Annotated in this window: 20 protein-coding genes; 14 read left to right on the top strand and 6 right to left on the bottom strand. The window is 54.3% G+C overall.

The genetic code is table 11. The annotated features are described in order from the left end of the window. Positions 1–76: 76 nt before the first annotated feature. Positions 77–1,000, top strand: coding sequence for an L-tartrate utilization transcriptional activator TtdR (ttdR, locus tag G544_RS0111495; protein ID WP_147654616.1), 924 nt, complete (start codon positions 77–79; stop codon positions 998–1,000). 106 nt (positions 1,001–1,106) lie between these two features. On the opposite strand, the gene satP is transcribed toward ttdR, so the two are convergent. Further along, complete coding sequence (satP, locus tag G544_RS0111490; RefSeq protein WP_027274745.1) at positions 1,107–1,685, bottom strand: acetate uptake transporter; 579 nt, start codon at positions 1,683–1,685, stop codon at positions 1,107–1,109. Between the two features lie 340 nt (positions 1,686–2,025). On the opposite strand from satP, the gene dnaK reads away from it, so the two are divergent. The 3 genes from dnaK (at position 2,026) to nhaA (ending at position 6,690) form a co-directional block, all read left to right on the top strand. Continuing rightward, the gene (dnaK, locus tag G544_RS0111485) at positions 2,026–3,945 is read left to right on the top strand and encodes a molecular chaperone DnaK (protein WP_027274744.1); all 1,920 of its coding nucleotides are present in this window, start codon (positions 2,026–2,028) and stop codon (positions 3,943–3,945) included. 113 nt (positions 3,946–4,058) lie between these two features. Beyond that, positions 4,059–5,195 carry a molecular chaperone DnaJ gene (dnaJ, locus tag G544_RS0111480; protein ID WP_027274743.1) on the top strand — a complete coding sequence of 379 codons (1,137 nt, stop codon included), beginning with the start codon at positions 4,059–4,061 and terminating at the stop codon, positions 5,193–5,195. Positions 5,196–5,508: 313 nt separating this feature from the next. Then, positions 5,509–6,690: a Na+/H+ antiporter NhaA gene (gene nhaA, locus G544_RS0111475; RefSeq protein WP_027274742.1), complete on the top strand. Its 1,182-nt coding sequence runs from the start codon at positions 5,509–5,511 to the stop codon at positions 6,688–6,690. A gap of 91 nt (positions 6,691–6,781) precedes the next feature. Here the strand turns inward: nhaA and csgG are convergent, their stop codons facing one another. Genes csgG through csgD form a run of 4 tightly spaced genes read right to left on the bottom strand, consistent with a single transcriptional unit; the run spans position 6,782 to position 9,090 of the window. Continuing rightward, entirely contained in the window at positions 6,782–7,612 is an 831-nt protein-coding gene (gene csgG / locus G544_RS0111470; protein WP_027274741.1) for a curli production assembly/transport protein CsgG, read from the bottom strand. Between the two features lie 15 nt (positions 7,613–7,627). Further along, positions 7,628–8,038, bottom strand: coding sequence for a curli production assembly/transport protein CsgF (csgF, locus tag G544_RS0111465; protein WP_027274740.1), 411 nt, complete (start codon positions 8,036–8,038; stop codon positions 7,628–7,630). 9 nt (positions 8,039–8,047) lie between these two features. After that, positions 8,048–8,437 (bottom strand): curli production assembly/transport protein CsgE, encoded by a 390-nt coding sequence (gene csgE / locus G544_RS0111460; RefSeq protein ID WP_036023894.1) that lies wholly within the window; start codon positions 8,435–8,437, stop codon positions 8,048–8,050. Between the two features lie 2 nt (positions 8,438–8,439). Next, complete coding sequence (gene csgD, locus G544_RS0111455) at positions 8,440–9,090, bottom strand: biofilm master transcriptional regulator CsgD (protein ID WP_027274738.1); 651 nt, start codon at positions 9,088–9,090, stop codon at positions 8,440–8,442. A 600-nt stretch (positions 9,091–9,690) separates the two neighbouring features. Here csgD and G544_RS0111450 point away from each other — a divergent pair. The 3 genes from G544_RS0111450 (at position 9,691) to csgC (ending at position 11,088) form a co-directional block, all read left to right on the top strand. Beyond that, positions 9,691–10,179, top strand: a complete 489-nt coding sequence (locus tag G544_RS0111450) for a hypothetical protein (RefSeq protein ID WP_027274737.1) — start codon at positions 9,691–9,693, stop codon at positions 10,177–10,179. A gap of 52 nt (positions 10,180–10,231) precedes the next feature. Then, on the top strand, positions 10,232–10,690 hold the full coding sequence (locus tag G544_RS0111445) for a hypothetical protein (RefSeq protein WP_027274736.1): 459 nt from the start codon (positions 10,232–10,234) through the stop codon (positions 10,688–10,690). 71 nt (positions 10,691–10,761) lie between these two features. After that, entirely contained in the window at positions 10,762–11,088 is a 327-nt protein-coding gene (gene csgC, locus G544_RS0111440; RefSeq protein ID WP_027274735.1) for a curli assembly chaperone CsgC, read from the top strand. 70 nt (positions 11,089–11,158) lie between these two features. Here csgC and rpsT read toward each other — a convergent pair whose 3' ends face one another. Continuing rightward, a complete protein-coding gene (rpsT, locus tag G544_RS0111435; RefSeq protein ID WP_027274734.1) occupies positions 11,159–11,422 on the bottom strand; it encodes a 30S ribosomal protein S20 in 264 nt (87 codons plus the stop codon). 372 nt (positions 11,423–11,794) lie between these two features. Between rpsT and ribF the strand changes: the two genes are divergently transcribed. The 7 genes from ribF to carB all read left to right on the top strand — a co-directional run bounded on the left by ribF (position 11,795) and on the right by carB (position 22,974). Next, the gene (ribF, locus tag G544_RS0111430) at positions 11,795–12,733 is read left to right on the top strand and encodes a bifunctional riboflavin kinase/FAD synthetase (RefSeq protein WP_027274733.1); all 939 of its coding nucleotides are present in this window, start codon (positions 11,795–11,797) and stop codon (positions 12,731–12,733) included. A gap of 34 nt (positions 12,734–12,767) precedes the next feature. Next, complete coding sequence (ileS, locus tag G544_RS0111425; protein ID WP_027274732.1) at positions 12,768–15,584, top strand: isoleucine--tRNA ligase; 2,817 nt, start codon at positions 12,768–12,770, stop codon at positions 15,582–15,584. Continuing rightward, the gene (gene lspA, locus G544_RS0111420) at positions 15,584–16,072 is read left to right on the top strand and encodes a signal peptidase II (RefSeq protein WP_027274731.1); all 489 of its coding nucleotides are present in this window, start codon (positions 15,584–15,586) and stop codon (positions 16,070–16,072) included. Before ileS ends, lspA begins: the two co-directional genes overlap by 1 nt. 77 nt (positions 16,073–16,149) lie before the next feature. After that, on the top strand, positions 16,150–17,094 hold the full coding sequence (ispH, locus tag G544_RS0111415; protein WP_027274730.1) for a 4-hydroxy-3-methylbut-2-enyl diphosphate reductase: 945 nt from the start codon (positions 16,150–16,152) through the stop codon (positions 17,092–17,094). A 190-nt stretch (positions 17,095–17,284) separates the two neighbouring features. Continuing rightward, on the top strand, positions 17,285–18,103 hold the full coding sequence (gene dapB / locus G544_RS0111410) for a 4-hydroxy-tetrahydrodipicolinate reductase (RefSeq protein ID WP_027274729.1): 819 nt from the start codon (positions 17,285–17,287) through the stop codon (positions 18,101–18,103). A 480-nt stretch (positions 18,104–18,583) separates the two neighbouring features. Beyond that, the gene (carA, locus tag G544_RS0111405) at positions 18,584–19,735 is read left to right on the top strand and encodes a glutamine-hydrolyzing carbamoyl-phosphate synthase small subunit (RefSeq protein WP_027274728.1); all 1,152 of its coding nucleotides are present in this window, start codon (positions 18,584–18,586) and stop codon (positions 19,733–19,735) included. Between the two features lie 17 nt (positions 19,736–19,752). After that, entirely contained in the window at positions 19,753–22,974 is a 3,222-nt protein-coding gene (gene carB, locus G544_RS0111400) for a carbamoyl-phosphate synthase large subunit (RefSeq protein ID WP_027274727.1), read from the top strand. Positions 22,975–23,044: the final 70 nt, after the last annotated feature.

Here is a 23,044-nt window from a genome sequence, read left to right as displayed (position 1 = left end):
ATGTAGATTGAAGAGGCGTGAAGTTAAGTTCATTATTCCCTTGCCGAGTATGGATTCTTATTTGAGGGACAGGCCAATGGCGTTAAATCAGTATCCCCTTCCTAAAGATCTTCAGGTTTTGGTAGAGATTGTGCACAGCGGCAGCTTTAGCGGAGCGGCGGAGAGGCTAGGGCAGACGCCGGCCTTCGTCACTAAACGCATACATATCCTTGAGTCTGCGTTAAACACGACGCTGCTTAATCGCTCGGCCCACGGCATTGCGCTGACGGAAAGCGGCAAGCGCTGCTACGATCATGCCCTGAACGTGCTCAATCACATGCAGACGCTGGTAGACGACGTTACCCAAATGAAAACCCGCCCGGCCGGGATGATCCGTATAGGCTGCAGCTTCGGTTTTGGCCGCACGCATATTGCTCCGGCAATTACGGAACTGATGCGGCAATACCCCGAGCTGCAAATCCACTTTGAGCTGTTTGACCGGCAGATTGACCTAAGTCGGGACGGTATCGATCTCGATATCCGCATCAACGACGACATTGCGGAAAACTATATTGCCCGCCGGCTGGCGGAAAATAAGCGGATCCTGTGCGCTTCTCCGGCCTATATTGAAAAACACGGGTTGCCCGCATCGCTCGGCGAGCTGACCGGCCACGATTGTCTGATTACCAAAGAGCGCGACGTCACGCCCGGTATTTGGGAGCTGGAAAGGAGCGGCGAGAAAAAGTCCGTCAAGATTTCAGGTCATCTCTCTTCCAACAGCGGTGAAATCGTTTTGCGCTGGGCGCTGGAGGGAAAGGGCGTCATTTTGCGTTCCGAATGGGACGTTATGCCGTTTCTCGAGCGGGGGGAACTGGTGCGGATCCTGCCTGAATATTCACAAAGCGCCAATATCTGGGCGGTCTATCAGGAGCCGCTTTATCAAAGCGTCAAGCTGCGCGTATGCGTGGAATACCTGACGGAATACTGCCAGCGGCTGTTTGGCGGATTAGAAAAAAGATAGCCCGTTGAGCGCTTGAAGATAAAAAAACCGCATTTCCATTTGCCGTAAGGCCAACGTTTGAAATGCGGTTTTGTTTAGCGGTTTCTATTTTTATTTTGAAACAGACTTAGTGCGCTTGACCTTTAGGCGCGCCAATCGGCAGTACGGTGCGGCCAAACTGCTCGTTCAGCACTTCCGCCATGGCCAGATAAATGGCGCTGGCGCCGCAGACGATGCCTTCGAAACCGGCAATGTTCAAAAGCCCTTTATTACCGGTAATGTTGCCGATAGCCAGCATAAAGAACAGCACGGTCAGGCTTGCGAAAACGAACTGCAGCACGCGGTTGCCCTTCAGGGTGCCGAAGAACATAAACAGCGTGAATACGCCCCACAGCGCCAGATAGATGCCGAGGAATACGCCGTCGGTAGCCGCGACGTGGTCGTTGCTCGGAAGATACCAGATGCCGACCAGCGTCAGCCAGAAAAAGCCGTAAGAAGTAAAGGCGGTAACGCCAAAGGTGTTCCCTTTCTTAAACTCCAGAATGCCGGCGATAACCTGCGCCATGCCGCCGTAGAAAATTCCCATGGCAACGATGGCCGACATGACTGGAAAGAATCCCGCGTTATGGATGTTTAATAAAATGGTGGTCATACCAAACCCCATTAATCCTAACGGACCCGGGTTCGCTAATTTAATTGAGTGCATATATCCTCTGTACTCAGTCGAATACGTTTGTTTAATAACTTGTTTTTTATCCCGCATCTTGCGGTGATTTTTTACGTCGCCGCCCGTAAAGCACAGACTTTGCGGGTGGGCGACGCATCATAATGAGCGTGTCAGCGTTAAACAATGGTCTAGATCAGAAATAGGTAGAAAATTTTTTATTTCTCCCCCCTTGATGCTCGCCGGGTTGACCCCATGTTATGAACAACGGTTAAGGCTCATCTATAGATGCATAACTTAAAAACGGCAGTTGAAAAGTTATTTGGCATCCCCATATAGGTGAGTATGTGAACGAAGACAGTTTTTAAGTGGAGAACATGTAATGGGTAAAATTATTGGTATTGACCTGGGTACAACGAACTCATGCGTCGCCGTGATGGACGGTTCGCAGGTACGCGTCATTGAAAACGCTGAAGGAGATCGTACTACTCCGTCAATTATCGCCTATACCCAAGACGGCGAAATTCTGGTAGGCCAGCCGGCTAAGCGTCAGGCGATAACCAATCCGCAAAACACGCTTTTCGCCATTAAGCGCCTGATTGGCCGTCGCTTTAGCGATGATGAAGTTCAGCGTGACCGCGACATTATGCCGTTTAACATTATCGGCGCAGACAACGGCGACGCCTGGGTTGAAGTGAAAGGGCAAAAGATTGCTCCGCCCCAGATCTCAGCCGAAGTGTTGAAAAAGATGAAAAAGACCGCGGAAGATTTCCTCGGCGAGCCGGTAACTGAAGCGGTTATTACCGTACCTGCGTACTTTAACGACTCCCAGCGTCAGGCAACCAAAGATGCTGGCCGTATCGCGGGTCTGGACGTTAAGCGCATCATCAACGAACCGACCGCTGCGGCGCTGGCTTACGGTCTGGATAAAGAAGTGGGTAACCGCACTATCGCCGTATACGACCTGGGCGGCGGTACCTTCGATATCTCTATTATCGAAATCGACGAAGTCGACGGCGAGAAGACCTTTGAAGTTCTGGCGACCAACGGTGATACCCACTTGGGTGGCGAAGACTTTGATACGCGCCTGATTAACTATCTGGTCGATGAATTCAAGAAAGAGCAGGGCTTTGACCTGCGCAATGACCCGCTGGCGATGCAGCGCCTGAAGGAAGCGGCCGAGAAGGCCAAGATCGAGCTTTCTTCCGCGCAGCAGACCGACGTTAACCTGCCGTACATCACTGCAGACGCGACCGGTCCTAAGCACATGAACATTAAAGTGACTCGCGCAAAGCTTGAGTCTCTGGTTGAAGATCTGGTTAACCGCTCTCTGGAGCCGGTAAAAGTTGCTCTGCAAGACGCAGGCCTGTCCGTCAGCGACGTACAGGACGTCATTTTGGTCGGCGGCCAGATCCGTATGCCTCTGGTACAGAAGAAAGTGGCTGACTTCTTTGGCAAAGAGCCGCGTAAAGACGTTAACCCGGACGAAGCCGTCGCTATCGGCGCTGCGGTTCAGGGCGGCGTGTTGGCCGGCGACGTGAAAGACGTACTGTTGCTGGACGTAACGCCTCTGTCTCTGGGTATTGAAACCATGGGCGGCGTGATGACGTCTCTGATTGCCAAGAACACCACCATCCCAACCAAGCACAGCCAGGTGTTCTCAACGGCGGAAGACAACCAGTCTGCGGTAACGATCCACGTGCTGCAGGGCGAGCGCAAGCGCGCAATGGACAACAAGTCTCTGGGCCAGTTTAACCTTGACGGCATCCAGCCGGCGCCGCGCGGCATGCCGCAAATCGAAGTCACCTTCGACATCGACGCTGACGGTATCCTGCACGTATCCGCGAAGGATAAGAACAGCGGCCGCGAGCAGAACATTACCATCAAGGCTTCTTCCGGTTTGAACGAGGATGAAATCCAGAAGATGGTGCGCGAAGCTGAAGCTAACGCCGACGCCGACCGTAAGTTTGAAGAGCTGGTTCAAACTCGTAACCAGGGCGACCACCTGCTGCACAGCACCCGTAAGCAGGTAACCGAAGCGGGCGATAAGCTGGAAGCGGGCGACAAGGCCGCTATCGAAAGCGCGTTAAGCGCACTGGAAACCTCTCTGAAGGGCGAAGACAAGGCGGACATCGAAGCCAAGATTCAGGCTCTGGTAGAGGCTTCCGGCAAGCTGATGGAGATGGCGCAACAGCAGCACGCTGAAAGCGCGTCTGCTGACGCAGGTGCTCAGCAGGGCGCTTCCGGTAAAGATGACGATGCCGTCGACGCCGAGTTTGAAGAAGTTAAAGACAAGAAGTAATCGCCCTAAGCGGGCACGGTAACGATGCCTGAACGGGGATCGTTAACGGAACTTGGCACGGGCGTTGAGGAAACTCTGCGCCCGTGCACGCATATATAGGGTAAAGTCCACCGATGGCAAAGAAAGATTATTATGAGATCCTGGGCGTAGGCCGCGACGCGGATGAGCGTGAAATCAAGAAGGCCTATAAGCGCCTTGCGATGAAGCATCACCCCGACCGAAATCAGGGCGACAAGGATTCCGAAGAGAAATTCAAGGAAATCAAAGAGGCCTATGAGGTTCTGACCGATCCGCAGAAAAAAGCGGCTTACGATCAGTACGGACACGCGGCCTTTGAGCAAGGCGGTATGGGCGGAGGCGGCTTTGGCGGCGGCTTCGGCGGCGGCGCCGACTTTAACGATATCTTTGGCGACGTTTTCGGCGATATCTTTGGCGGCCGTCGTCAGCGCGCAAGCCGCGGAGCGGACCTGCAGTATACAATGACGCTGACGCTGGAAGAGGCCGTGCGCGGCGTAGCCAAAGAGATCCGCATTCCGACGCTGGCCGAGTGCGACGTTTGCCACGGCAGCGGCGCGAAGGCAGGAACCTCGGCCACGACCTGTTCTACCTGTCACGGCAGCGGCCAGGTGCAGATGCGCCAAGGCTTTTTTGCCGTGCAGCAAACCTGTCCGACCTGTCATGGCCGCGGCAAGATAATCAAGGATCCCTGCACCAAGTGCCACGGTCAGGGGCGCGTTGAGAAAACCAAAACGCTGTCGGTTAAAATTCCGGCGGGCGTGGATACCGGCGACCGCGTGCGGCTTTCCGGCGAGGGGCAGGCCGGTGAGAACGGCGCTCCAGCAGGAGACTTGTACGTTCAGGTACAGGTTAAGCAGCATCCGATCTTTGAACGGGACGGCAACAATCTGTACTGTGAAGTGCCAATCAGCTTCGCTATGGCCGCGCTGGGCGGTGAGATTGAGGTTCCGACCCTCGATGGTCGGGTGAGCCTGAAGATCCCGGCGGAAACCCAGACCGGCAAGCTGTTCCGCATGCGCGGTAAGGGCGTGAAGTCCGTTCGCGGCGGCAGCCAGGGCGATTTGCTGTGCCGGGTTGTGGTTGAAACGCCGGTGAAGCTGAACGAGAAGCAAAAAGAGCTGCTGAAGGAGCTGGATGAATCTCTGGGCGGCGATAAGGGCTCAAGAAACAGCCCGCGTTCCAAGTCTTTCTTCGACGGCGTGAAGAAGTTTTTCGACGATCTAACCGGTTAACGTTTTTTAGACTGTGTCCTGCCTGATTCGCCCGGCCTTTTGGCCGGGCGTTTTTATCTGCGCTTGGTGAAGTTGTGTAAATATTTCTCTTACCATACTTCTATATAATGGCCATTTTTTTCAATCTGCTTTCATAATTATCTAATATTAAACTAATTTTTAATGGTAGTTAGTTATTTCACTATTTTCACGGTTAGTTTTGAATTAAGCTGCCTGCTTTGCTCATTTATGCGTTGTTTTGTACTATTCATCCCTATGATTATTGCGATTGATTGGCGGGCTTCGGCCTTGCTGCGTAGGAGAATTACGAGTAATGACTCACTATTTGCGTCAATTTCTTAAGCTTGAAGCTTCCGGCGGCATTTTACTTATTCTTGCCGCCATTGTGGCAATGGTGATGGCCAATTCGCCTCTGAGAATGGCTTACGAAAGTTTTCTTCATATTCCCGTCGTCGTCGAGGTGGCGTCTTTAGATCTCAGCAACTCTCTGGCGCATTGGATTAACGATGGGCTGATGGCCGTCTTCTTTTTGGTTATTGGCCTTGAGGTGAAAAAGGAGCTGATTGAAGGCTCTCTGGCCGGTAGGGATAAAGCGATGTTTCCCGTTGTGGCGGCCGTCGGCGGCATGGTATTACCGGCGCTGCTGTATTTAGCGTTTAACGCCGGAGATGAGGTAACCCGCAGCGGCTGGGCGATCCCTGCTGCAACCGACATCGCTTTCGCACTGGGCGTGATGGCGCTTTTGGGCAGCCGGGTGCCTACCAGCCTGAAGGCTTTTTTAATGGCGCTGGCGATTATTGACGACCTGGGCGCTATTGTCATCATCGCGCTGTTTTATACTAAAACGCTGTCCGGCGCGGCTCTGGCCGGGGCTGCGCTAACTATCGTCGCAATGGTGCTGATGAACCGACGCGGCGTCGGCAACAAGGTTGCCTATATGGCAGCCGGCGCCGTGCTTTGGGTCTTTATGCTTAAGTCAGGCGTGCATGCGACGCTTGCAGGCGTTATTACCGGGTTCTTCATTCCGCTCAGCGGTAAGGAAAACAGCAGGCCGTTGGACAGCCTTATCCACCAGCTTCACCCCTGGGTGACCTTTTTGATCCTGCCTCTGTTTGCCTTTGCCAACGCGGGCGTTTCTTTAAGCGGCGTAACGCTTTCTTCTCTGGGCGGCGTTTTGCCTCTGGGTATCATGGTTGGTTTGGTGGTAGGAAAGCCGTTGGGCATTTTTGGCTTTTGCTGGTTGGCGCTAAAGGCCAGGCTGGTTTCGCTGCCGCCGTCGGTTAACCTTAAGCTGATTTTCCCCGTCTCAGTGCTGTGCGGCATCGGCTTCACCATGTCTATCTTCATTTCTTCTTTGGCATTTGAAGGAATGGGGGAGGAGTATATGACTTACTCAAGGCTGGGGATCCTCATCGGCTCCACGCTGGCGGCAGTATTGGGCTATGCGCTGTTGAAGCGAGCGCTTTGCCGAACTGACGCGAAAAAGCGCGTTTGAATATCCGATAATGCCGTTGGTAGATTGTTTTTATTGGCTTAGGCGGGCACGGCCCGCCGTATGGTTATTTTGCGCCGTTGCCAACGCCTTGCTACGCGTTGGGTGACTTCATCTCGTTGTAGCGTTTAAGTATCGGGTTGCCGATATCCCCTTTGTTCTTCAAATCCCACAGGCCGCGCCGCAGTCCGTCATTGACCAGATAGATAACGCCGCTTTCAATGGCTGACATCAGGCACAGCATAACCGGCTCGTTAGACGTATACCCGGCTTCCCCCTCCAGCAGGCGCTGGTAGTCGATGAAGCGGAAAACGCCGGCCTGTACTTCATAAGATAGGATTGTCTTGCTGGTGTTGACCGAAGAGAGGATCTCACCAGTGTTGACGTTAACCACCCGCAGGTTTACCGCAATCTGGTCCAGCTGGTATTGAGTGCTGCCGCCGATGCCGAAGTAGCGAGCGCCGATGCCGCCCGTCTTGACGTTGCTTTCATAGCCGATAATGGAGCCCTCAACGATCACGTTGGCGGCTACCAGCGAAGGGAGCTGCCCCTGGTTGTTAATAGCGGCCCTGCCGTTTTCCTGCGCGGCTCGAATAATCTTTCGTTCGTTGAGCAGGTTTTGCAGCCCCTGCCTTTCTAAAGGAATGAACCAGTTAGAGTCCTTCAGTGCGGAAACCAGCATTGCCGTGGCGCTTTGAGGCACAGAGGTAGAGAAGTTGCTGGCCGGGTAAGCTTTAAACTGCCCGGTTTCATCCTGAATGCTATAAACCGACACAAATATTTTTCCCGCAGGGGAGGGAAGGTGGGTTAGGTCCTGATAGCTTTGCGCGTGCGGTAAAAGCGTCGGCGATGCACCCTCTTTGGGGGGGGCGGTCAGACAGCCGCTTAAAAGAAAAATGCCTATGAGTACAAGGTAATGGCGCATAGTTGTCTTTCCGTTTTAGTTAGTGCTTATGCTGGAAATGCCGTCAACTTCGATCGTTGAGCTCTTGCCGCTGGCGCGATCGAGAATGTTCATCAGGAGCCGTCCGTCCGTATTGGTGACGTCAACGATAAAGTCCTTTGTGACTAAGCGCCCCGGCTTTCCCTGACTAATGTTGCCCATCAGCGTGCCTAAAAGCTGCGACTGAACTGCAGAGGTAAAGTTCTCCAGCGCGCTGGGCGTAGAAGACTCAAAGTCATAGCCGTTAGGATCTTTATAGGAGTTTTGAGCATTCGCTTGGGACAGCAGGTAGGAACCGTTGTTAGGGTTACCGCCAAAGTTGGGGTTAACGAACTGAAAAACCAGATTTCCGCTCCAGGCTACCGGAGAGAAAGCCAATAGGAACAACGCCGTATAGATGACTCGCATAGTACCCCCTCAAAATTCATCGCTGGTTAAATCGCCGGTGTTAAGTAACGCTTTGTCTATCTGTCTTCTTTGCAGCTTTTCCGCTACGCCGTTGACGGCGAGCTGAACGTTTTTTTCAAAATCTCTGCGGGTTGGAAACAGGAAGGTTTGGTACAACAGGTCCTGATCGATTTTTATCATTATCCAGCTTCCCCAACGGGCGCTGGGCCTTTCGGTGATGGTGATGTTGCCTTTAAAGTTCACATCCCATTTATCGCTGAACGATCGATAGAAGCCGTGTCCGATCGACGACACGGTATGATCGGTGAGCAGACCGGGGATCTCGACCTCAACGCCTTTTACGCTGGGCGAGAGTATCCACGCCGCGCCCAGAGCAGCGAAGAGAGTTCGTCGCTTCATGGTTATCGTCTCAGATGTTCATTGGCCCAGGAGGCGGCCTGAGTTCTGTTTTTGACGGAAATCTTGCGAAACAGGTTGTAGAGGTGCGTTTTAACCGTGTTTTCGCTAATAAACAGCAGATTGGCTATCTCAACGTTGGACGCCCCCATGCTGAGCTTGGTGAGGATCTCTTTTTCTCGCTGTGTGAGGCCGCTGGTGATGTCGCCGTGGTTAAAGTGATAGCGTCTGGAACGCTCAATCAGGCTGCTGGTCAACTGTTGCGAAAAATAATATTCCCCTTCCATTACGCTATTGATGCCTTCAAGCAGCTTGCTTCTGTCGGTCGAAAGGTAAAAAACGGCATACACGTGGGGCCAGCGCTCTATTTCTTCAATACGGTAGTTTTCCGGCGTATTGAGCAGCAGGATTTTTATATTGGCGCGTTGTCGATTAAACGCCTCCTGCCAATAAAGCGTGCGCTTTTTGTCCAGCCCAAGCAGGTCGAACAGGATAAACCTCGTTCCCGCCTGTGGGGGAAATTCATCAAACGGCTTGTCACTATTTTGTAGCCTTACGTGAACGGAAAATGAGGTTTCCAGCTGGTGTAATAACGCCGTAGCGAGCAGCGATGGCTGGGTAACCAGCAACAGTAAATTATTGACTTCATTATTCATGATGTCCTCACCTGATAATAAAAATATGCATCACGGTAATAATACCGTAATAAATAGAGCTTCTTTGATTTGGTTAAATAACCGAACGTTAGTTTTTTATTAATTTAGACAGTTCCCATTTGGGCTGGCACATATTCAATCTAGTATTTGAGTAACCTAAAGCAAGTGTTATTTGTGTTGCAAAATGTGTCGTTTCATCTATGTTCTACTGTGCTATTTCGCTTATTAATATCATTTATTTCATTATGATACAAATACACCTATGAAATGAAAGTGAATTTTTCACCCCGCAAAAATGACAGGTTAATCGTTTTATATGGACATAAATACTTTTGGGTCAAGACGCTGTCGCTCTTTTTAGTGAATTAATTCGCGGGGATTTCTATTTTTTGTTTTTTATTAACTGAAGATAACCTCATCAACAGCCTAAAGTTTTATATGTTGGCTTCATGCATTTTTATTAGTTCTAAAAATCAAAATACGAAATGAAGGTGAGTTAATTATTCGCCGAGGTCGACATACTCAGAATAACTGGCGGCATTATCCAAAGCGTTGTTATAACGGCGTTGAATTTTGCTGCAAAATGGGGAGGGAAGCGGGATGACAAAGTTAAGATTTCTATTGGCGATGGGCCTTATTCCCTGCGCTGTTGCAGCGCAGTACGACATGTCGGGCGCAGAATTTGGCGCCGGGTCCGAGTTTGCTCAGCGGGACCTTTATTCTCGTGGCGGAAATCGGGCCAACGTTTTTCAGGACGGCTACAACAATGCGGCCGTCGTCTTACAGCAGGGACAGGGCAATCAGGCCCGCATTCACCAAATACAGGGAAGCAATTTGGCTATTGTGGCCCAAAGGGGGGCGGCCAACGTCGCAGAGGTCAGCCAGTCTGACGGACGCAATACGGCAGTTGTTCTGCAGGCGGGCGTTGCAAACGTGGCCTCCGTAGAACAGACAGAATTTGATAACTCGGCCTACGTTGTACAAAAGGGCAAGGGCAACGTTGCGCAGATTTATCAAAACGGCATAAACCGGTCCGCCGGTATTGTGCAAAATTCATCGGGAATGGCGATTCGCATTACTCAGCACTAAGAATTCATATTCCTGACAACGTAAAGGTATCTACATACGATGGGGTAGCATTATGAAACTGTGGAAAATTCTGGCGGTATCAGCATTAGTTGTTTCCAGTAGCGCGATGGCCGACAGCGGCGATCGTCATACCACCGGGCCGAGCGTAACACCGCCTGCCGTTCCTCAATATACGGACGCATCGGCGGAAATTCGGATTTATCAAAGCGGCTATAGCAACGTGGCGGACGCCAATCAGTCCAGCGCCTATAAGTCGCTAACGGACGTAGAGCAGCGCGGAGACCGCAACTACTCTTATACTAACCAGCTCGGTGACAATAGCCGTATCGTTGTCGATCAGTTTGGTAATGACAACGGCAGCAGCGTAGCCCAAAGCGCCAATAAAGCGCAGGTGTTCGTTTCTCAAAACGGAAACGGCAACCGCTCTTTCGCGTCTCAAACCTATGACGGCGGCCTGATTACCGTACAGCAATTTGGTACTGCCAACGTGGCTTATACCAACCAGCACTAGTTTCATATTGCGTATAAAAACAGGGCGTAAGCCCTGTTTTGTTATGTGCGTTGCTTAAGAGGAGCGTCAGAATGTCTTTACTGCTAGTTGCAGCGCTAAGCCAGCCGCTTTGGTTTAACGTCCAGCAGGACGGCGCGAACTTTACGGTTGTTCCCATGGCCAAGCTTGATAATGCCTGCGAATGTCGGCTGGTCGTCGAAGTAAAGCGTCGGGGCGCTCAGGGGGAAAGTTTAAGCGTTCAGCGGCAGAACGTTTCGCTGGCTGCTGGGCAAGAGCGGGAAATGGGGAAAATGACGTTTAGCGCCAGCCGAGGGGACAGCGTGCAGGTTAACGTTACGCTCAGCGACGGCGCCAGCGTTTCATTTAGCGAGCGCTGGGAATATCCGCCCAAAATTTGAGCTGAACCGTTGACCGTTTTTCAGGCATAAAAAAACCGGCATAGCCGGTTTTTTCAAAAAGCGCGGAGCATTACTGCATTGCGCTGATTTGTGCAGTCAGGTGTGACTTATGACGCGCTGCTTTGTTTTTGTGAATCAGACCTTTTGCTGCCTGACGGTCAACAATCGGTTGCATTTCACTGAAAGCTGCTACTGCGGCGGCTTTGTCACCTGATTCGATCGCCATACGCACTTTCTTGATGAAGGTACGCATCATAGAGCGGCGGCTTGCGTTATGCTTGCGGCGCTTCTCAGACTGGATGGCGCGTTTCTTAGCTGATTTGATATTAGCCAAGGTCCAACTCCCAAATAGTTTCTTGAGGACATTCTAAAGGCGAAGGAATATGCCCTTTCGACCTTCTTTTGTCAACGGATTTGTGCAAATTAGCGCCGCCATTTTTTTATTCTTGTAGGAATAAAGAAAGAGCGACACCGCGATTATCGATGGCGCAGAATTCTAACAGCTTTGCGCGCCGGAATACAGTCATTAACGCGTTTTCTTTGCATAGGTGCTGAATAACTGAGCGCTGGATGGGATTTATCAATGGCTTTCGTCGCCGCAGGCAACAAGAAGATTTTAGCCGATCGCGCAATCGCCGGTTAACCTTCGCCGCGGCAGTTGCTATAATCGGCGCCTTCGATTTGTACAGAATCCCTGAGCTGATTTATGGAGCTGATTCGCGGCATACACAACGTCCGACCTCGCCACCATGGCTGCGTTCTGACGATAGGAAACTTTGACGGCATCCATCTGGGCCATCAGGCGCTGTTGCGTCAGTTGAAACGGGAAGGGGAGCGCCTAGGGCTTCCCACGATGGTTATGATCTTTGAGCCGCAGCCTCTGGAACTGTTTGCGCCAGAGAAGGCGCCGGCAAGATTGACCCGGCTGCGCGACAAGTGCCTTCATCTGGCGGAGGCGGGCATTGACTACCTGCTGTGCGTGAAGTTTGACGACGCGTTCGCCGCCGTCAGCGCCGAGGACTTTATTTCCCGGTTGCTGGTTGAAAGGCTAGGTGTTAAGTTTTTGACCGTGGGTGATGATTTTCGCTTCGGCGCTTGTCGTCAGGGGGATTTTGCCCTGCTGCAAAAGGCCGGGGAGCGAAGCGGTTTTTCTGTCGCCAATACGCAAAGCTTTTGCGAAGCGGGCAAGCGCATCAGCAGTACGATGATTCGTCAGGCGCTACAGGATGACGATTTGGCTTTGGCCGAATCCCTGCTGGGGAGGCCTTACGGCATGTGCGGCCGCGTAGTGCACGGCGACGAGCTGGGGCGTACGATAGGTTTTCCCACCGCCAACCTGCCGATGAAGCGGCTGGTCGCGCCCATAAAAGGCGTTTACGCCGTTGAGGTAATGGGCCTTTCGGAGCGTCCGCTGCCCGGCGTGGCCAACATAGGCACGCGTCCGACGGTGTCCGGCGTCCGCCAGCAGCTTGAAGTTCACCTGCTGGACGTCAATATGGACCTCTACGGCCGCCATATTAATGTCGTAATACGAGAAAAGCTGCGCAACGAGCAGCGGTTCGCCTCGCTGGAGGCGTTGAAGCAACAGATTGAAAACGATGTCGCCACCGCCCGTCGGTTTTTTGGGCAGACGGTGCGGACTTAATACATTTGTCGAGATTAATGGAACAGAGAATCGAATGACTGACTATAAGAACACGTTGAACCTGCCGGAAACCGGTTTTCCGATGCGCGGCGATCTCGCCAAGCGCGAACCGGATATGCTGAAGCGTTGGTATGAAGCGGACCTTTACGGTGCGATTCGCCAGGCCAAGAAGGGTAAAAAAACGTTTATTCTTCACGATGGCCCTCCCTACGCGAACGGCGATCTTCACATTGGTCACGCGGTCAACAAGATTCTTAAAGACATTATCGTTAAGTCAAAGGGCCTCGCCGGTTTCGACGCGCCTTACGTCCCCGGCTGGGACTGCCACGGCCTGCCGATTGAGCTTAAGGTCGAGCAGCTGGTGGGCAAACCCGGCGAGAAGATCAGCGCTGCCGAGTTTCGTAAAGCCTGCCGCAGCTATGCCGCCGGCCAGGTAGAAGGGCAAAAGAAAGACTTTATTCGCCTGGGCGTGCTGGGCGACTGGGATAACCCCTATCTGACGATGGCCTACAAGACCGAGGCCAACATCATCCGCGCGCTGGGTAAGATTATTTCTAACGGCCATCTGCACAAGGGCGCCAAGCCGGTTCACTGGTGCATCGACTGCCGTTCTTCTCTGGCGGAAGCCGAGGTTGAATACTACGACAAAACCTCTCCGTCTATCGACGTGCGCTTTGCCGCCGTAGACCCGGTCGCCGTAGCCAAAGCCTTTGACGTTCATAACGTCAAGGGGCCTATTTATGCCGTTATCTGGACGACAACCCCGTGGACGCTGCCGGCTAACCGCGCAATCTCTTTACATCCAACGTTTGACTACCAGCTGGTGCAGGTCGGCGACGAGTACCTTATCCTTGCCGCCGAACTGGTAGAGAGCGTCATGGCGCGCGCCGGCATTACCAGTTGGATCGTTTTAAGCGACGCCAAGGGCGCGGATCTTGAACTAATGCGCTTTAAGCACCCGTTCCTCGATTTCGACGTACCGATCGTGCTTGGCGAACACGTTACGCTGGACGCCGGTACCGGCGCCGTTCACACCGCGCCTGGCCACGGCCCGGACGACTATACCATCGGCCTGAAGTACGGGCTCGAAGTCGCTAACCCGGTCGGGCCGGACGGCTGCTACCAGCCCGGCACCGGCGAGGGTCTGGACGGGCTGAACGTCTTTAAGGCCAACGACGTTATCGTCGAGCTGCTCAAGACCCGCGGCGCGCTGCTGCACGTTGAAAAACTGCAGCACAGCTACCCCTGCTGCTGGCGCCACAAGTCGCCGATCATCTTCCGCGCGACGCCGCAGTGGTTCGTCAGCATGGATCAAAACGGCCTGCGCAAGCAGTCCCTGGCGGAGATCAAGAAAGTACGCTGGATCCCGGACTGGGGTCAGGCGCGCATCGAGAGCATGGTGGAAAACCGCCCAGACTGGTGTATTTCCCGCCAGCGCACCTGGGGCATGCCGATGTCGCTGTTCGTCCATAAAGATACCGATGAGCTGCATCCTCGCGCGCTGGAACTGATGGAGCAGGTAGCGGAGCGCGTTGAAGAGCACGGCATTCAGGCGTGGTGGGATCTCGACCCTAAAGATCTGCTTGGCGATGAAGCCGCCGACTACGTCAAAGTGCCGGACACGCTGGACGTCTGGTTCGACTCCGGTTCAACGCACTCCTCGGTGGTTGACGTACGCCCTGAATTCCACGGCCACAGCGCCGACATGTATTTGGAAGGTTCGGATCAGCACCGCGGCTGGTTTATGTCTTCGCTGATGATCTCTACCGCCATGAAGGGCAAAGCGCCCTATCGCGAAGTGCTGACCCACGGCTTTACCGTCGACGGCCAAGGGCGCAAGATGTCCAAGTCTATCGGCAACACCGTCAGCCCGCAGGACGTGATGAACAAGCTCGGCGGCGACATCCTTCGCCTGTGGGTTGCGTCGACGGACTACACCGGCGAAATCGCCGTGTCTGACGAAATCCTCAAGCGTTCCGCCGACGCCTACCGCCGCATCCGCAACACCGCTCGCTTCCTGCTGGCGAACCTCAACGGGTTCGATCCGGCTCGCGACATGGTGAAGCCGGAAGAGATGGTGGTGCTGGACCGTTGGGCGGTTGGTAAGGCGCTGCAGGCGCAGCAAGAGATTGCCTATAGCTACGACAACTACGATTTTCACGTGGTTATCCAGCGCCTGATGCAGTTCTGCTCGGTAGAAATGGGTTCGTTCTATCTCGACATCATTAAAGACAGACAGTATACCGCCAAGGGCGACAGCCTGGCGCGTCGCAGCTGCCAAACGGCGCTTTATCATATCGCCGAAGCGCTGGTGCGCTGGATGGCGCCGGTGATGTCCTTCACCGCCGATGAAATCTGGCAGTACCTGCCGGGCGAGCGCGATACCTTCGTCTTCACCGGCGAATGGTATCAGGGCCTGTTCGGGCTGGCCGACGGCGAGTCGATGAACGACGAATACTGGGATGCGCTGTTAAAAGTGCGCGGTGAGGTGAACAAGGTGCTGGAGCAGGCGCGCGGCGATAAGCTTATCGGCGGGTCTTTGGAAGCGACGGTTACGCTGTTTGTCGAACCGGAGCTTGAGAGGCAGCTGAACGCTCTGCAGGACGAGCTGCGCTTTGTGCTGCTGACCTCCGGCGCTAAGACCGCGCCGCTGGCGGATGCTTCTGCCGACGCTCAGCAAAGCGAGGTTATCAAGGGGCTTAAGATTGGGTTGGCCAAGGCGCCCGGCTGTAAGTGCCCGCGCTGCTGGCACTATACTCAGGACGTCGGTCAGAATGCACAGCAGCCTGAACTTTGCGGCCGCTGCGTGACCAACGTTGTGGGTCAGGGCGAAGAGCGTAAGTTTGCCTGATGAATAAGACACCGCTTTTATCGACGGGAGTCCGCTGGCTTTGGCTGGCGGTCATCGTAGTGATTGTCGATCTGGTCAGCAAGTTTGTGGTTATCAGCCGTTTCAGGCTTGGGGAGTCCGTCGACCTGCTGCCGTTTTTCAATCTTTACTATGCTCGTAACTACGGCGCGGCCTTTAGCTCTTTTATGGGGCAGCGCTGGGCGCTGGCGGCGGTCGCCGTCACGATAACCATTGTGCTTATCGTGATGATGTACCGCTCGCAGGCGTCGGCCAAATGGAGCAACTGCGCTTTTGCGTTAATCATTGGCGGCGCGTTGGGCAATCTGTTCGACCGCCTGTATCATGGATTCGTTGTCGACTTTTTCGATTTCTTTATCGGCAACTGGCACTATCCGACGTTTAACGTAGCCGACTGCGCTATTTGCATCGGCGCGGTGATGGTGGTGCTGGAAGGCTTTATCTTTAAAAAAGAGAAAACGGCCGAATAGCGTTCGGCCGCGTCGAAGCGTTTGCTGCGGGCGCCTCGTTTGAGCGCTCGCTTTTGTTATCCGTTTGGAGAATAGGCATGCAGATCTTGTTGGCAAATCCCCGAGGTTTTTGCGCCGGGGTAGACCGGGCAATCAGCATTGTTGAGCGTGCGCTGGAAATTTACGGCGCGCCTATCTACGTGCGCCACGAAGTGGTGCACAATCGCTATGTGGTAGACAGCCTGCGCGAAAGCGGCGCGGTGTTTATCGAGCAGCTTAGCGAAGTACCGGACGGCGCGATCCTTATTTTCTCCGCGCACGGCGTTTCCCAGGCGGTTCGCGCCGAGGCGAAAGCGCGCGATCTGACCGTTTTCGACGCGACCTGTCCGCTGGTGACTAAAGTGCATATGGAAGTCGCTCGGGCCAGCCGTAAAGGCCGCGAGGCAATACTGATAGGTCATGCTGGCCACCCGGAAGTAGAAGGCACGATGGGGCAATACAGCAACGAAGAGGGCGGTATGTACCTGGTCGAGTCGCCGGAGGACGTGTGGCGGCTTAACGTTAAAAATGAGCACAACCTGTGCTTTATGACCCAGACGACGCTTTCCGTTGACGACACCTCCGATGTGATTGACGCTCTGCGCGAACGCTTCCCGGACATCATCGGGCCACGCAAAGACGACATCTGCTATGCCACCACTAACCGCCAAGAGGCGGTGCGCAATCTGGCGCAGCGTTCAGACGTGGTGCTGGTCGTCGGCTCGAAAAACTCTTCCAACTCCAACCGCCTGGCTGAGCTGGCGCAAAGGGTCGGAAAGCCGGCCTACCTAATCGACACGGCGAGCGATATTCAGGAAGCATGGCTTAAGGGCGCTGCTTCTGTAGGCGTAACGGCCGGCGCATCGGCGCCTGACGTGCTGGTTCAGGCCGTGATAGACAAGCTGCGCGCGCTGGGCGGCCAGCCCGCCGTCGAAATGGAAGGGCGCGAAGAAAGCATCGTTTTTGAAGTGCCGAAAGAGCTGCGGGTGAAGCAGGTTGACTGAAAGGCGATAGCGCTTTAACGACAGATATCCTGACGGGCTGAATTTTCAGCCCGTTTTTTTACACGTTGCGGTTCAAATATAAGAATAACTGTTCGAACCGCCTGAAGAATAAATAAATGTGTTTGTCACGCCGTAGGGTAGGGCGTTAATCTGACGCATAACTATGGCGTTAACTATTCAGAGGAACAGCATGTCAACGAAACAGGTTAGGATTGCCATCGCCGGTGCGGGCGGGCGCATGGGGCGTCAACTGATTCAGGCCGTATCTCAGGCCGAAGGCGTAGTTTTGGGCGCAGCGCTGGAGCGCAAGGGATCGTCGCTGGTTGGCGTAGACGCGGGCGAACTGGCCGGTATCGGCGCCGTAGGCGTCAAGATTAACGACCGTCTTGAGGCGGTTGCCAACGATTTTGATATTTTTATCGATTTTACACGCCCAGAGGGCACGTTGGCGCACATGGCCTTTTGCCGTCAGCATCGTAAAGGAATGGTTATCGGCACGACCGGTTTTGACGATGCGGGAAAGGTCGCTATTGAACAGGCATCGCAAGAGATCCCCGTCGTATTCGCCGCCAACTTTAGCGTAGGCGTAAACCTCGTACTGAAGCTGCTTGAGCAGGCGGCGAAAGTGATGGGCGACTATACCGATATTGAGATTATTGAAGCCCATCACCGCCATAAGGTAGACGCCCCTTCAGGGACCGCGCTTGCAATGGGAGAAGCGATTGCCAATACGCTCGGCAGAGACCTGAAAAAGTGCGCAGTGTACGGGCGTGAAGGCCATACCGGCGAGCGGGACCGACAAACTATCGGCTTTGCGACGCTGCGCGCCGGCGATATCGTGGGTGAGCATACGGCTATGTTTGCCGACATTGGCGAGCGCGTAGAAATTACCCACAAGGCTTCAAGCAGAATGACGTTTGCTAACGGCGCCGTGCGTGCCGCCGAGTGGGTAAGTCAGTACAAGTCAGGTTTGTACAATATGAGAGACGTTTTGTCCCTCAATGACTGATTGTTGACGTCTTTTTTACTTAAAGGTGAGTATTTTATTGTGCTCGCCTTTTTTATTTTTTATTAAATATCATTGAATTGTTTTGGTTTATTTATTTTATGTGTGTTTGGATTATTTTTTTAATATAACTGATGTTTTTTATATTTATCTTCCTTTTTATCCCGTTTTTATAACTAAATTATCCCCATCTTGCCCTAATTCCTCTTTTTAACTTTATTTTTCACAATAAGTCATAGCCAAACGTTTTCTATTGTGATGTTGTTTTATTTTTTTTGAGATTATCCTGTCATTTCTTGTTGAGGTCTCAAAAAAACAACATAAAATGCGTGTTTGTGTGGACAAAAGGCGGTTCGATCTTTAGAATGCGCCCAATTTGCTCAAAATTTGCCAACGGGGCTTTTTTTGTGCCTATTTAGAAGGTATAGTTAAATGCATTAATATGCACTATTTGTGACTGTTTATTCTATTTGGGAGGACGCTTTGAGTAAAGCTGCGCTACTGGTTCTGGAAGATGGAACCCAATTTTATGGCCGCGCAATCGGGGCCGTAGGCACGGCGGTTGGGGAAGTGGTATTCAATACTTCCATGACCGGTTATCAAGAAATTCTGACAGACCCATCCTATTCTCGCCAAATCGTTACTCTTACCTATCCCCACATCGGCAACGTCGGTACTAACTCGTCCGACGAGGAGTCCTCTGCCGTTCATGCGCAGGGGCTGATTATTCGCGACCTTCCCCTTATAGCCAGCAACTTTCGCAGTCAAGAAAGCCTGTCCGACTACCTAAAGCGTCATAATATCGTCGCCATTGCGGATATCGATACCCGCAAGCTGACCCGACTGCTTCGCGAGAAGGGCGCTCAAAACGGCTGCATTATCGCAGGCGACTCGCCCGACGCGAAGCTTGCGCTGGAAAAGGCGCTGGCCTTCCCTGGGCTGAAAGGGATGGACCTGGCCAAAGAAGTCACAACCAAAGAAGCCTATAGCTGGACTCAGGGAAGCTGGTCGCTGATGAGCGGTTTGCCGACGGCGAAGGGCGAAAGCGAGCTGCCTTACCACGTTGTGGCCTACGACTACGGCGTGAAGCGCAACATCCTGCGTATGCTGGTCGACCGAGGCTGTCGCCTGACGGTGGTTCCGGCCCAAACGCCGGCAGAAACCGTGCTGGCGATGAACCCTGACGGCATCTTCCTTTCTAACGGCCCCGGCGATCCGGCGCCCTGCGACTACGCCATCAGCGCCATCGCGCACTTCCTGACCACCGACGTTCCGGTCTTTGGCATCTGCCTGGGGCACCAGCTGTTGGCGCTTGCCAGCGGCGCTAAAACCGAAAAGATGAAGTTTGGCCACCACGGCGGCAACCACCCGGTCAAGGATCTCGACGGCAACCGCGTGATGATTACCGCCCAGAACCACGGCTTTGCCGTCGATGAGTTAACGCTGCCCGCCAACCTTCGGCCGACGCACAAGTCTCTGTTTGACGGAACGCTGCAGGGGATTCACAGGACGGATAAACCGGCCTTTAGCTTCCAGGGACACCCGGAAGCCAGCCCCGGGCCGCACGACGCCGCCCCGCTGTTTGACCATTTTATTGAACTGATTCAGACCTACCGTGTGAACAAAGCAAACTAGATCGGGAGCCATTGACTATGCCAAAACGTACAGACATTAAGAGTATCCTGATCCTTGGCGCAGGCCCGATCGTTATCGGTCAGGCCTGCGAGTTCGACTACTCCGGCGCGCAGGCGTGCAAGGCCCTCAGAGAAGAGGGCTACCGCGTCGTTCTGGTTAACTCCAACCCGGCCACCATCATGACCGACCCGGAGATGGCCGACGCCACCTATATTGAACCCATTCACTGGGAAGTGGTGCGCAAGATTATTGAAAAAGAGCGTCCGGATGCCGTGCTGCCCACCATGGGAGGGCAAACGGCCCTCAACTGCGCGCTGGAGCTTGAGCGTCAGGGCGTGCTGGCCGAGTTCGGCGTGACCATGATTGGCGCGACCGCCGACGCGATTGATAAAGCCGAAGACCGCCAGCGCTTCGATAAGGCGATGAAAAAGATCGGGCTGGAAACCGCCCGTTCCGGCATAGCCCACACGATGGAAGAGGCGCACGCCGTTGCGGCCGACGTTGGTTTCCCCTGTATTATCCGCCCTTCGTTCACCATGGGCGGCACCGGCGGCGGCATCGCCTACAACCGGGAAGAGTTTGAAGAAATCTGTGAGCGTGGCCTGGACCTGTCGCCGACTAAAGAGCTGCTGATTGACGAATCGCTGATCGGCTGGAAAGAGTATGAAATGGAAGTGGTGCGGGATAAAAACGACAACTGCATCATCGTTTGCTCTATCGAAAACTTTGACGCAATGGGCATTCACACCGGCGACTCGATTACCGTAGCACCTGCCCAGACGCTGACGGACAAAGAGTACCAAATCATGCGCAACGCCTCGATGGCGGTGCTGCGCGAAATCGGCGTTGAAACCGGCGGCTCGAACGTCCAGTTCGCCGTTAACCCGAAAAATGGACGTCTGATCGTCATTGAGATGAACCCGCGGGTGTCTCGCTCCTCTGCTCTGGCCTCTAAGGCGACCGGTTTCCCGATCGCCAAGATCGCGGCCAAGCTGGCGGTTGGCTACACTCTTGACGAACTGATGAACGACATCACCGGCGGCAGAACGCCGGCCTCGTTTGAGCCCTCTATCGACTACGTCGTGACTAAAATTCCCCGCTTCAACTTTGAAAAATTCGCTGGCGCTAACGACCGCCTGACGACCCAGATGAAGTCGGTCGGCGAGGTGATGGCGATTGGCCGCACCCAGCAGGAGTCGCTGCAAAAGGCGCTTCGCGGTTTGGAAGTGGGCGCAGCCGGGTTTGACCCCAAGGTGAATCTGGACGACGCCGATGCGCTGACCCGCATTCGCCGCGAGCTGAAAGAGGCGGGCGCGGAGCGAATCTGGTACATCGCTGACGCCTTCCGCGCCGGTATGTCGGTCGACGGCATATTCAACCTGACCAACATTGACCGCTGGTTCCTGGTTCAAATCGAAGAGCTGGTCAACCTGGAAGCGAAGGTGGAGGAGCTTGGCGTGACCGGACTGGATGAGGTCTTCCTGCGTCAGCTTAAGCGCAAGGGGTTTGCCGACGCGCGTCTGGCCAAGCTTGCCGGCGTTTCAGAGGCGGAAGTGCGTAAGCTGCGCCATAAATTCAACCTGTTCCCGGTCTATAAGCGGGTCGACACCTGCGCTGCCGAGTTTGCTACCGATACCGCCTATATGTACTCCACGTACGAAGATGAGTGTGAAGCCAATCCGAACAGCGATCGGCCAAAGGTGATGGTGCTGGGCGGCGGGCCAAATCGCATAGGGCAGGGCATCGAGTTTGACTACTGCTGCGTGCACGCGGCGATGGCGCTGCGGGAAGACGGGTTTGAAACCATCATGGTTAACTGTAACCCGGAAACCGTCTCTACCGACTACGACACATCCGATCGCCTCTACTTTGAGCCGGTTACGCTGGAAGACGTGCTGGAAATCGTGCGCGTCGAGCAGCCGCAGGGCGTTATCGTTCAGTACGGCGGCCAGACGCCGCTGAAGCTGGCGCGTGCCCTTGAGGCCGCGGGCGTACCGATTATCGGCACCTCGCCGGACGCCATCGACCGCGCCGAAGACCGCGAGCGCTTCCAGCAGGCGGTTAACCGTCTGGGGCTGCGCCAGCCGGCGAACGCCACCGTATCGACCATCGAGATGGCGGTGGACAAGGCAGCAACCATCGGTTATCCGCTGGTGGTTCGCCCCTCCTACGTATTAGGCGGGCGCGCGATGGAGATTGTCTACGACGAGGGCGACCTTCGCCGCTACTTCCAAACCGCCGTCAGCGTGTCTAACGATGCGCCGGTGCTGTTGGACCGCTTCCTCGACGACGCCATCGAAGTGGACGTCGACGCCATCTGCGACGGTGAGCGTGTGCTTATCGGCGGCATTATGGAGCACATCGAACAGGCGGGCGTGCACTCCGGCGATTCGGCCTGTTCGCTGCCGGCCTATACCCTCAGCCAGGACATACAGGACGAAATGCGTCGCCAGGTCGAGAAGCTGGCGTTTGAGCTGTGCGTTCGTGGCCTGATGAACGTCCAGTTTGCCGTGAAGGGCAGCGACGTTTACCTGATTGAAGTAAACCCGCGAGCCGCGCGTACGGTGCCGTTTGTCTCCAAGGCGACCGGCGTTCCGCTGGCGAAGGTGGCCGCTCGCGTCATGGCCGGCAAATCGCTGGCTGAACAGGGTGTGACCAAAGAGGTTATTCCTCCGTACTACTCGGTAAAAGAGGTGGTGCTGCCATTTAACAAGTTCCCCGGCGTGGACCCGATCCTCGGGCCGGAAATGCGTTCGACCGGCGAAGTGATGGGCGTAGGCCGCAGCTTCGCCGAGGCGTTCGCCAAGGCCATGCTGGGCAGCAGCTCGCGGCTTATCCCGAAGGGGCGTGCGCTGCTGTCGGTGCGCGAAGGGGACAAGGCTCGCGTGGTTGACCTTGCGGCCAAATTGCTCAAGCAGGGCTTCGAGCTGGATGCGACTCACGGCACGGCGGTCGTGCTGGGCGAAGCGGGCATCAATCCACGTCTGGTAAACAAGGTGCACGAAGGCCGTCCGCACATTCAGGACAGAACTAAAAACGGCGAGTACGCCTATATCGTCAACACCACCGAAGGGCGTCAGGCGATTGAGGACTCGAAGCTTATCCGCCGCAGCGCGCTTCAGTATAAGGTTCACTACGACACGACGCTGAACGGCGGCTTCGCCACCACCATGGCCATGAACGCCGATGCAACGGAAAAGGTCATTTCCGTACAGGAAATGCACCAGCTTCTGAAGTAGCCGATACCTGAAATAGCCCGTTAAGAAAACTGTCCAACTTTAAGTGGCCAGTTCAATTCGCGGATTGAGA

Origin of the sequence: Leminorella grimontii ATCC 33999 = DSM 5078 (genome assembly GCF_000439085.1) — a bacterium.
Classification (GTDB): domain Bacteria; phylum Pseudomonadota; class Gammaproteobacteria; order Enterobacterales; family Enterobacteriaceae; genus Leminorella; species Leminorella grimontii.
Note: the sequence above shows the minus strand (reverse complement) of the source record. Positions and strands in the feature narration are given on the sequence as shown.